10 protein-coding genes are annotated in these 10,482 nt (G+C 53.9%); 4 read left to right on the top strand and 6 right to left on the bottom strand.

The genetic code is table 11. The annotated features are described in order from the left end of the window. Positions 1-146 precede the first annotated feature (146 nt). The 3 genes from HCX89_RS17935 (at position 147) to HCX89_RS17925 (ending at position 2,658) form a co-directional block, all read left to right on the top strand. Positions 147-1,127: an NAD(P)H-quinone oxidoreductase gene (locus HCX89_RS17935; RefSeq protein WP_167716895.1), complete on the top strand. Its 981-nt coding sequence runs from the start codon at positions 147-149 to the stop codon at positions 1,125-1,127. Between the two features lie 424 nt (positions 1,128-1,551). Then, complete coding sequence (locus HCX89_RS17930) at positions 1,552-1,956, top strand: hypothetical protein (protein WP_025010165.1); 405 nt, start codon at positions 1,552-1,554, stop codon at positions 1,954-1,956. 108 nt (positions 1,957-2,064) lie between these two features. Beyond that, positions 2,065-2,658, top strand: a complete 594-nt coding sequence (locus HCX89_RS17925) for a hypothetical protein (protein ID WP_174840165.1) — start codon at positions 2,065-2,067, stop codon at positions 2,656-2,658. 191 nt (positions 2,659-2,849) lie between these two features. On the opposite strand, the gene HCX89_RS17920 is transcribed toward HCX89_RS17925, so the two are convergent. The 6 genes from HCX89_RS17920 to cutA all read right to left on the bottom strand — a co-directional run bounded on the left by HCX89_RS17920 (position 2,850) and on the right by cutA (position 9,548). Continuing rightward, positions 2,850-3,248, bottom strand: coding sequence for a DUF2391 family protein (locus HCX89_RS17920; protein WP_167716893.1), 399 nt, complete (start codon positions 3,246-3,248; stop codon positions 2,850-2,852). Next, positions 3,245-4,276 (bottom strand): aldose epimerase family protein, encoded by a 1,032-nt coding sequence (locus HCX89_RS17915; RefSeq protein WP_167716891.1) that lies wholly within the window; start codon positions 4,274-4,276, stop codon positions 3,245-3,247. The genes HCX89_RS17920 and HCX89_RS17915 overlap by 4 nt, the downstream gene beginning before the upstream one ends. A gap of 32 nt (positions 4,277-4,308) precedes the next feature. Beyond that, a complete protein-coding gene (gene galK, locus HCX89_RS17910) occupies positions 4,309-5,460 on the bottom strand; it encodes a galactokinase (protein ID WP_129979964.1) in 1,152 nt (383 codons plus the stop codon). 206 nt (positions 5,461-5,666) lie between these two features. Next, entirely contained in the window at positions 5,667-7,286 is a 1,620-nt protein-coding gene (locus HCX89_RS17905; RefSeq protein ID WP_025887992.1) for a cation:proton antiporter family protein, read from the bottom strand. Between the two features lie 127 nt (positions 7,287-7,413). Continuing rightward, positions 7,414-9,219, bottom strand: a complete 1,806-nt coding sequence (locus HCX89_RS17900) for a protein-disulfide reductase DsbD (RefSeq protein WP_129979965.1) — start codon at positions 9,217-9,219, stop codon at positions 7,414-7,416. Then, positions 9,216-9,548, bottom strand: a complete 333-nt coding sequence (gene cutA / locus HCX89_RS17895; RefSeq protein ID WP_109247066.1) for a divalent-cation tolerance protein CutA — start codon at positions 9,546-9,548, stop codon at positions 9,216-9,218. The genes HCX89_RS17900 and cutA overlap by 4 nt, the downstream gene beginning before the upstream one ends. A 200-nt stretch (positions 9,549-9,748) precedes the next feature. Here cutA and HCX89_RS17890 point away from each other — a divergent pair, with 200 nt between their 5' ends. Next, on the top strand, positions 9,749-10,378 hold the full coding sequence (locus tag HCX89_RS17890) for an FxsA family protein (protein ID WP_144220968.1): 630 nt from the start codon (positions 9,749-9,751) through the stop codon (positions 10,376-10,378). The last annotated feature ends 104 nt before the right edge of the window (positions 10,379-10,482 follow it).

Here is a 10,482-nt window from a genome sequence, read left to right as displayed (position 1 = left end):
AGATGGGACTTTTTCGCGCGAGTATGAGCCTGAGGCGGCTTCTGCTACTGTGTTGGCTACAGGTATCAGTCTCTGCCAGGCTTGGCCTCTGGATTAACGTCAGAGGCAAATCTTTCGGCAGTGGCTCAGTTATCAAGGAGCAGTGTATGAGACAGGTGACTTTCGACACACCCGGGCAGCCCGAGGTGCTTTATCTGACGGATGTGGAGATCCCCAAACCCGGTTCGGGTCAGGTGTTGATTCGGGTGGCGGCGGCCGGGGTCAATGGCCCGGATCTGGCCCAGCGCAAAGGCAACTATCCGCCGCCGGCAGATGCTTCCCCCGTGCTGGGGTTGGAAGTGGCCGGCGAGATAGTGGCGCTGGGGCAGGGCGTAGCACAATGGCAGACCGGGCAAGAGGTCTGTGCCCTGGTGCCGGGAGGCGGTTACAGTGAGTATGTGCTTACCTGGGCCGATCATTGTTTGCCTATTCCCAGGGGCTGGAGTCTGGAAGAAGCCGCTGCGATTCCCGAGACTTTCTTTACTGTGTGGGGCAATCTGTTTATGCGAGCCGGGTTGCAGCAAGGCGAGACAGTGCTCATCCACGGCGGCTCTGGGGGTATCGGCAGCAGCGCCATAGCGCTGGCCAAGGCCTTTGGTGCCAGGGTACTGGTGACTTCCGGCAGTCCTGAGAAATGCGCCTGGTGTCAGCAACTGGGAGCCGAACTCGCGATTGACTACCGCCGACAGGACTTTGTCGAGCCTGTGTTGGACTGGACCCAGGGCAAGGGTGTCGATGTGGTGCTGGATATGGCAGGTGGAGACTTTGCCAACAAGAATCTCAAGGTACTCGCCTTTGATGGCCGCATGGTGTCCATTGCCATGCAAAGGGGTGCCAAGGCTGAAGTGGATATCTTTCGCCTGATGGCCAAACGTATTGTTTGGACCGGCTCGACTCTGAGGCCTCAAAGCGTCGCGGCCAAGGCGGCGATTGCTGCCGAACTCAAGGCTAAGGTCTGGCCGTTATTGAATGAAGGTGCCCTGAAGCCACATATTTTTGCCAGTTTCCCGCTGCAAGAGTGCATTGCGGCACACCACTTGTTGGAATCCGGAAGTCACTCGGGCAAGGTCGTACTGACACTGAAGTAAGTAGCTACTGACGCTCAACACCCTATGGCTGCTGAACACTCGCTCGGCAGCTTTTTCTCTGTCGCCGCTGTTTGGCTGTAACATGCAGCCTTAAGGCGTTTGCGTGCAAAATTCAACTTGCCCTGATGGAAATTTAGGCTAAAGTCCTTTGTGAGAGCACTCGAGGGTGCTGTCATGAAAAATTAATCGTTATTTAGTTGGAAAAATCACGGTTTGTAGCATTGATTCTCGGAAAGATTCTGTAAGAATACGCACTTGAAAACTCCACCTCCCAAAGGTGGAAACCTATTGTGGCAAAGTGAGCAGTAGTGCGCTTCTTTGGCCGAAAAACTTTAGGGAAGGCGCGAGCAAGTCCAGGCATTATGCGCAGCGACTTATTGGCAACTTCTCTGGTGTATGTGTTGATTTAAGGGTATTGGCATATATGTATAACACTGCAAAGAAACAAGTTTGGTATGGCGAGCTCAGAACCGCACGTGGCAATGCTATCGTCGTCCATGACAATCAGTTACCCGAGGCATCTCCTGGACGTATCTACCTGTTCAACTCTCAGCGTAATGCGATTATTGAATATGTGGAAGATATAGTTAAACCCAACCTGCATGATCTGGGTGAGGATGAAGCCAAGGCTGCCGAGCGTGAGTTCGGTAGTGCATTCAAAGCGGTCCGCAGCGAGTTTATGCAAAAGCAGCAGGCCAGAGTCAATCTGAACAACGTCAAAGACAGCGCTCCCGCGCGTAAGCCCAAGCCGGAACCTGAGGTCGAGGTCGAAGCCGACAACATGGGTGATGATTTCGATGACGATTGGGATGACAGCTTCGACGACTGATATTCCTATGCCCGGCCGTCCGACTTCAGTTCACTGAAGCGATGGTCCGGGTATACCGGAAAGTCGAACGCTGACATTTTAAGACGATGATTTATAAGTTGGAGAATAATGATACCAGATATTAACGAAGAATATTATGTACTGATATGTGGCTCTGGAAAGGTGCCTTCCCCTTATGTTTCCTGCAGTAAAAGTCATTATTTAACTTTTAGACAACCGACTTGTCTTAAAATGCCTATTCAGGTTGAATCTGAGGCAGATGATAATGAGGCTATTCCACTGATCGAAGCAATGACTGCTTTAAGTGATCCATTACTGTCAAACCGGATAAGTAAAGTACTGGAATACTTTGACCTTTATCAGGTTCAGTTACTCCCTGCTTTATATACCCACAATGATGGAAATGTACATTCATATTCAATTTTAGTCGTAGATAATGATATTGATGCTTATGACTTTGATAATGGAAAATACACTGGGATTTTAGAGGATGGTGAAGTAAGAAATCCAAGGAATTGCCGACTGGACTATAATAAGTTATCTAAAATACCTCTTGAAAAGAGATGTATTTTCCAAATTCCAGGGATGATGGATTATTTGGTGCATAAGTCAATCGCAGAGCCATTAATCGCCTTGAACGCCAGTGGTTTGCATTTGGTTCCTGTGCTGGAATGGGATCTTAGCTTTGGTATGACAATTTAATAGCTGGATTAAAGATGAATCATTGTCAGATTTTCATCACAGCAAATACTGGCAGAAATTAAACTATACAACCCAAGCCAATATGGGGCGGATGATGTAGATTCAACCCGATCTTCCTTTATTGACAATAAAATTTTAAATTGAATTGTAATGTCAATGAAATACGACAATCAATATCCGGTGATAGTCGATTATTCTTTATCGAAGCTATCGACTATGATGGCGCCCATAGAGGCCGGCATGGCGATCAGCAGGGTGCGCTTCAGCGCCAGTAAGGGCTCGCTCAATAATGGCCATTTATCCAGGGCCAGTAAGACGACACTCACCACCAGCAGGGTCAGGGCATAAGCCAGCAGGATCCGCAGCCAGAACACCCACACCCTGGCCTTGATATTGGCCTGAAACACACTCTGATAAGCAAACAGGGCGATAAAGCTCAGGCTCAATACCACCACCAGCACCAGATTCACCATCGGCAGATTGGCCGCCAGCATCCAGGCCTCCTCGGAAAAAGAGATGGGCACGGACAAGGCAAAGGCGCCTATGCTGATCTGGCCGAGATCCTCGGCGTTGAAATAGAGTTTGGTCATGCCTGGGTATCGAACTCGTAGCGGCTCAAATGGTGATAGACTTGTCCGGGTGTTATCCAGGGATCGCCGTGCAGCTGTGGCTGATTGGCGCCGTCCGGCAGCATTTGCGGCTCAAGACAGACACCCTGCCAGGCCTTCATCGCCTGGCCCTTACGACCCTTGACGCCTTCGAGCCCGGCGCCGGTGTAAAGTTGCACTCCGGGTTGATTGGTATACAGTGTCAGGCCGCGACCCGATAGCGGCGCGCTCAAACGGCCCACACGCCAGAGCTCATCTTTCTGTTGCCGGCTGATAAAGCAGTGATCCAGCCCTTGGCCGGCGGCTAGTTCCGGCTGCCCCAGCAGCGTCTTGAGTACCTTGCCCTGACTGAGATCCAACATGCTGCCTTGGGTATCGACTATGCCGCAGGGAATGCCTTCAGAGTCGGTTGCCAGGGCTTTGTTGCTATCGAGTTGCAACTGGTGCTCAGCGATATCCGCCCGGCCATCGAGGTTGAAATAGCTGTGCTGGGTCAGGCTCACCGGGCAGTCTTGGCTGCTTGAGGCCATAAACTCAACAAACAGGTTGTTGCCCGCCAAACGATAGTCCAGCTGTACCCGGCATTCACCGGGAAAGCCCATGTCGCCATCCGGGCTTATCAGGCTAAGGCGCACCCCGTCCGGCAGTGTGCCCAGTTGCCACAGGCGCCGATGAAAGCCTTCGCGGCCGCCGTGCAGGCAGTGGCCGTTGAAGTTCTTATCCAGAGAAAAAGCTTTGCCGCGGCCGTGGATTTGACCTTGCTTGATGCGATTGGCGTAACGCCCCACAGCGGCGCCCAAACAGGCGTCCTGGGCCAGATAATCGGTTGCAGAGTCACAGCCAAGCACGATATTGGTTCGTTCACCGTGGCGATCCGGCGCCCACAGTGAGCGAATAATGCCACCGAGACTGAGCACTTCCAGCGCCAGAATGCCGTTGTCGATTCTGATTCTTTCTATCTGGCCGCCGCGGGGATCTTCCCAACTGTCGAGTGCGCTGAAACGTATCATCTGCTAGTTCCTTTTGGCTTTAGGGCTACAACTCAGTCCAGGCGGCTGGCTCCGTCGCTGGGGCTGCATAGGTACACACTGGCCTCCAGCTCGGTTTTGGCCGGATATTGCTGCTCGACGGCGGCTATCACCTTGTCGGTCAACTCATGTTCCACCAGGGCGATGACGCAGCCGCCAAAACCCTTGCCTGTCATCCGTACTCCGCCGCGTTCGCCGACGACTTCGGCTATCAGCTCCACCAGGGTATCAATTGCCGGATGGCTGATTTCAAAGTCATCGCGCATCGAGCGGTGTGATTCGGCCATCAGTTTGCTGAGCCTGGCGATATCTCCCTGCTCCAGGGCGCGGCAGGCGCTCTGGGTACGTTGGTTTTCACTGATCACATGGCGGGCGCGGCGAAAGGCAACCGGGTCCAGTTCATCTTCGGCGCTTTGCAACGCCCTGAGTGACAAGTGGCGCAGGGTATCCAATCCGAAATGACCGGCCACCTGCTCGCATTGCAAGCGGCGTTCGCCAAACTCTGTGCTGTGGGCGATGGAGGGCAAGCCGGAATTGATGATCAGCAGGCTGAGATCGTCTGGGAAGGGCACGCTCTCGCAGTCCAGATCCAGGCAATCGATCAGCAGCGCCGACCCGGCTTCGGCCATGGCACAGGTGATCTGATCCATGATGCCGCAGCCATAGCCGACATAGTGGTTTTCGCCCCGCTGCGCCAGTTGTGCAATCGCCAGCGGCGACAGATGCAGTTGACTGGTGTCATTGATGGCGGTGCCGAAGGCGATTTCCAGCGAGGCCGATGAGGCCAATCCGGCGTTGGCCGGCACATTGCCGATCACCGCCAGGTCCAGGCCGCGAGCCGGCAGGCCACTCTGGGCCATGGCCGAGGTAAAGCCCTTGAGATAACTGACCCAGCCCTCATCCTCGCTCATGCTGCCTTCATCGCCATAGTGCCATTCAAAAATGCCGGGAAAGGCAGCCGATACGGCGCGGAACTTGTCATCGTCACGGCGTTTGACCGCGATTATGGTGTGAAAGTTGATTGCCGCCGGCAGCACCAGACCTTCGTTATAGTCTGTGTGTTCCCCGATAAGGTTGACCCGCCCGGGGGCCTGATACAGGGCATCCGGCTTGGTGCCGAAGGTTTTGACAAAGAGTTTGGTAACGCTGGGGGCAGGATTCGACATGCTCTTATGGATTCCGCAAAAAAACGCTCGAACAGCAACATAAATGACTGCTTTTCTGTTGTTATATCATTTCTGTCACTGAGGTGTAAGTGAGATTTTTATTCGGGTTGCGCCCAAGGGAAGATTAAGGAGATATCTATGGGAACAAGAGAAAAGCCTCACTCGCCGTTAGCGGACTGAGCGAGGCCAAATTATGCCGAAAAATATCAGGATGCGGCTTCCTTGGCGGGCGATTCATTGACGGTTTCGGCCGCCAGCAGTTCACAGACCACATGCTCAACGAAACCGGCACCGGCGGCCTCGTAGAGGTTATAAACGCTGTGAACGCCGGATTCGCGCAGGGCCACGGCATCATCACCATATTGCACTATGGCGCTGATCTTGCCTTGGTAATCCAGTTTCTTGAGCTGCTCAACCGCAAACATGTTACCCGCGTGGTACGGCATCGCCAGCAGCACAAGTTCCAGCGCCGGAGCCCGGTCGAGTTTTTCCCAGAAGTCGGTATCCGAGGCATCGCCCTGTACCACATTACGCCCTTGTTCACGGTGGAAGTCCACCAACTCCTGTTTGTGTTCTATGCCGAGGATCTCACCATCAAACCTGGCCTTGAGTTCATCGTAGGCGCCTGAGCCTATGCGCCCCATACCCAGAATAAGGAAGCGAGGGTTGCCCACGGGGATCTGCCTGTCTTCCGGATGCAGTGGGTGCTTCTCGAGCTTGACCAGCTTCTGCTGATACTTCTGGTAGATGCTGCCCACCATGGCGTTGAGCGGCGCCGCCAGCACGAAACTCAGGCTCAGGGCCACGGCAATGATCACCAGCCATTGGGCGGGAAGCCAGCCTTTGCTGGTGGCTACGGCAGCCACAATCAGACCGAACTCGCTGAAGTTACCCAGGTTGAATGAGCCCAGCATTGAGGTACGGGAACGCAGTTTGAAGCGGGTAAGGATATAGACAAACAGCAGAATTTTCAGCGGCACCAGAGTCACCAGCAGCACCGCCAGCATAATATCTGTCATGCTCGGCAGGCCGTTGAGGCCTATGGTGAGGAAGAAGGCCACCAGAAACAGTTCTTTAAAGTAGAACAGCGACTTGGCCAGCTCAGATGCCTTCTTGTGCCCGGCCAGCAGTATGCCGATGATCAGCGCGCCGAGATCCGGTTTCAGTCCCACGGACTCAAACAGCCAGGCGCCGACCACCAAAGCCATTACCAGGCCGAAGAGCACCAGGAGTTCACCGTGGCCGACCTTGTCAAAGGCCCTGTATATCAGCGGCTTGGCCAGAGGCAGCAACAGCAGTGCCAAGGCCCATATCGACGGAAATTCACCCTTGGAAATAGTCAGGAATAATACGGCAAAGATATCCTGCATGATCAGAATACCTATGGCGACCCGGCCGTAGAGAGATTGCATATCGCCTTTGTCTTCCAGCACCTTGACCGCAAACACAGTACTGGAAAAGCTCAGGGCAAAGGCCAGCAGGGTCAGTTGTTCGACCGTGAGATTGGTCAATTGCACCAGGCCAATCAAGCCCAGTAGCTTGAGAATGGGGACAAAGATTACCATGGACAACATCAGGTGCAGGCTGGAGCCTGCCCAGACTTCGGCCTTGAACAGGCTGCGGATATCCAGCTTGAGACCTATGGCAAACAGCAGCAGGGTCACACCCAGACTGGCCAATTGGTTGAGCAGCGGCAGGCTTTCATTTTCTATGCCCATGGTATAGAGCACAAAGCCGGCGGCCAGGTAGCCGATAAGCGGTGGTAAATTGATACGGTTGACCAGCATACCGCAGGCCAAGGTAATAACGAGAATTGCAGGTTCCATTTTGCTCTTTCAGGAAGGAGGCTAGCTGTTTAAAGAGTATTCTATAAGAAGAGCATTAAATTTAAATAAAAAAGCGAACTTATCTGCTGATAAATTCGCTTTTTCAGAAATGTCGGCGTGTTGAACGTTAGTTTTTGAGCAAAATATCCAGGTGGGCGGCAAACTCTTTCGGGCCCATGAAACCTGTCACTCTCAGTTCATTCTTCAACTGGCCCTGTTCATCGATGAACAACAATGTCGGCAGCCCCAGCACATCGTAGGCCTCCAGCAGAGCGACATCGGTTTCATCCATGGCAGTCACATCGGCTTGCAGCAGCACCATCTGTTCCATCCGCTGTTTAACCTCGGCATTCTTGAAGGTGATCTGCTCAAACTCCTTACAGGCCACACACCAATCGGCGTAGAGATCCAGCATCACCGGCTTGCCGGCGGCCTCGGCATCCGCCAGTTCGGCCTTGAAGTCCTCAAGCGACTTGATGCGCTTAAAGGCATGATGCTCGGCTTGCTGTTGCCCCATGAAGTGGTAACCCATGGCGCTCATTACCGCCTGGAGGCCATAGGAGAAGCTCGACAGCAGCAGCAGGGTCAGGATCACGCTGCGCACCGTCTGTTTCCAGTTGAACTGGCTCAGCTTGTTCTGGTGCATCAGGTAGCCGACAAAGACGATGGCCCACACAGACCACATGAGATCCGACACCAATCCAGGCCAGATGCGGCCCAGCATTATGATGGACACGGCCACCAGCAGGAAACCGAACACATGCTTGATGATGTTCATCCAGGTGCCGGCGCGCGGCAGCAACTTACCGCCCGAGGTGCCTATCAGCAGCAGCGGTAGTCCCATCCCCATGCTGAGGATGTAGAGGGTCAAAAAGCCCTGCAGCAGATCGCCGGTTTGCGCCACGTACACAAGTACTGCCGATAAAGGCGCCGTGGTACAGGGCGAGGCCACCAGGCCCGAAAGCACACCCATGACAAATACGCCCAACAGATTGCCACCCTTTTGCTTATTGGAGAGGCTGTTCATCCTCTGCTGCCAACTGGCGGGCAGGCGCAGTTCATAGAGGCCAAACATAGACAGACTGAGTACCACGAACAGCACGGCTATGGTGATCAGCACGGCCGGATGTTGCAGCGCCGCCTGATACTTGAGGCCGGCCGAAGCCACCACCAACCCCAGCAGCGAATAGGTAATAGCCATACCCTGCACATAAGCCATCGACAGGGTAAAGGCCTTACCGGTAGAGACTTTCTGCCCCTGGCCGACAATGATCCCCGATAGAATGGGATACATGGGGAATACACAGGGGGTCAGCGCCAGACCTATCCCCAACACGAAGAAGGTCAGATAGTTGAGCAGGGTGCTGTCACCGGAGAGCAGTTTATCCAACAGGTTATCCTGTTGGGTCACCGCCTGGCCCTTGGGAGCCGCCTGGGAATCGGCTGCCTTGTCTGCATCGGGCAGTATGCCATCATTGGCCGCCACAGGTTTAAGCAGGGCGTCACGGGTGGTGGGCGGGAAGCAGAGCTTGCCTTCGGCGCAGCCCATAAAGGTTACGGACAACTTGGCGGCTTCACCCGCCTCCTTAATGGCAACTGGAATCTCGATAAAGGAGTAGTACACCTGCTGCTCACCGAAATACTCATCCGTGTGGCCCTTGCCCTGGGGCAGGGCTATCTCGCCCAGTTCACCGCCATCTATGCTGAACTTGAGTTTGTCGCGGTACATGTAGTAGCCGTCGGCTATTACCCAACTGAGCTTGACCTTGTTGCCTTGCTGACTGAAGTCGAAGGCAAAGGCCTGATCCACGGGCATCAGCTCAGGTTCACTCTTGAGAAAATCGAATTGCTTGTTGCCAAAGATCCCATCGGCCTGAACCAGCGGGCTGAGAAGCAACAGGCTGCCTAGCAGCAGGGTAAGTATTTTCTTCATAGCTTAGTGTTGTCTTTTATCCAATCCAGATAGGCGGGCAGCCCATGGCTGATGGGCACAGCAATAATTTCAGGTACTTCATAGGGATGCAGTTCGAGTATTCTCTGCTCCAGCCTGGGGTAGGCGCTGGCCAGACACTTTAGCTGCAGACTGACTTCAGTCTCCTGGCAGAGTTCGCCCTGCCAGATATAAAACGAATCCACGGTCTGGCTCACCTGAGCGCAGGCCACCAGCGACTCGCGCACCAAGGTTGCGGCCAGGCTCTTGGCACTGTCTGTATCCGGGCAACTGCAAAAAACCAGCAGCGCTTGTTGAGATTTTATGTCCATAATGAGCGGGTTAAATTAAACCTGACTTAAGCCAAGGGGATTAAAATCGAGCGTCTACTTTACGTGTTTTGCCGCAAGCTTGCATTAAGGCTTTGCTGAAACAGTGAGCTCAGGCGTCAAACCCGGGGCAGGCTGCGGACTTGAAATCAGACCGGGTTATCCCCATTTAGTTTTCAACTACTGTAAAAAATGAGGCCTACATGCCATTTCTGATAATGTTTATCATCTTTGTGCTGATCCCTGTCGTCGAACTCTCGGTGCTTATCCGGGTCGGCGAAGTTCTGGGCAGCTGGAACACAGTGGCATTGGTGATCCTCACCGCGGTGGTCGGTGTTTCTCTGGTTCGCAGCCAGGGCTTGAGTACCCTGATGTCGGTACAGAAAAAGTTGGCCGCCGGTGAAGCGCCGGGGCAAGAGATAGTCGAGGGCATGATGCTGGCCATGGCTGGTATTCTGCTGCTTATTCCAGGGTTTGTTACCGACCTTATCGGCCTTATCCTGCTGACTCCAATCACCCGGGCACCGCTGGCGCGTTATTTCTATCAGCGGATGCAGCTCAAGGTGGTTGCCGGTGCTCAGTTCAGAGCCGGTGCCAACCCCTTTGAGCCGCCACATCAAAGAGGCCAGGGCGGTGATGTGTTCGAAGGTGAATTTGAGCGCAAGGCCGACCCTTCCGATAAGCGTCCTGAGAGCCATCAGCTGGGTGGGGAGAGCCATCAGCTGGAAGAAGATAGCCCTCAGCGAGGTGAAAATGGCCCACAGCGAGGTGAAAACGGCCCTCAGTCGCAGGATACGGAAAGCCAAGACGATGATCGGCCCGGTAGCCGGTGATCAGCACAAACACTGATAAAAAAGACCTTCCGCTCGGAAGGTCTTTTTTTCTCATAGCCGGCAAACAGCCTGTTGCCTCAAAAAGTGAAGAGGCCGGCAGCGTA

The organism is Shewanella sp. Iso12 (assembly GCF_012030025.1).
Lineage (GTDB): Bacteria > Pseudomonadota > Gammaproteobacteria > Enterobacterales > Shewanellaceae > Shewanella > Shewanella algae.
Note: the sequence above shows the minus strand (reverse complement) of the source record. Positions and strands in the feature narration are given on the sequence as shown.

Coding starts and splice junctions, on each gene's coding strand:
- HCX89_RS17920 (WP_167716893.1), bottom strand. CDS start 3,248: ATGACCAAACTCTATTTCAACGCCGAGGATCTCGGCCAGATCAGCATA.
- HCX89_RS17930 (WP_025010165.1), top strand. CDS start 1,552: ATGTATAACACTGCAAAGAAACAAGTTTGGTATGGCGAGCTCAGAACC.
- HCX89_RS17935 (WP_167716895.1), top strand. CDS start 147: ATGAGACAGGTGACTTTCGACACACCCGGGCAGCCCGAGGTGCTTTAT.
- HCX89_RS17890 (WP_144220968.1), top strand. CDS start 9,749: ATGCCATTTCTGATAATGTTTATCATCTTTGTGCTGATCCCTGTCGTC.
- HCX89_RS17900 (WP_129979965.1), bottom strand. CDS start 9,219: ATGAAGAAAATACTTACCCTGCTGCTAGGCAGCCTGTTGCTTCTCAGC.
- HCX89_RS17925 (WP_174840165.1), top strand. CDS start 2,065: ATGATACCAGATATTAACGAAGAATATTATGTACTGATATGTGGCTCT.
- cutA (WP_109247066.1), bottom strand. CDS start 9,548: ATGGACATAAAATCTCAACAAGCGCTGCTGGTTTTTTGCAGTTGCCCG.
- HCX89_RS17915 (WP_167716891.1), bottom strand. CDS start 4,276: ATGATACGTTTCAGCGCACTCGACAGTTGGGAAGATCCCCGCGGCGGC.
- HCX89_RS17905 (WP_025887992.1), bottom strand. CDS start 7,286: ATGGAACCTGCAATTCTCGTTATTACCTTGGCCTGCGGTATGCTGGTC.
- galK (WP_129979964.1), bottom strand. CDS start 5,460: ATGTCGAATCCTGCCCCCAGCGTTACCAAACTCTTTGTCAAAACCTTC.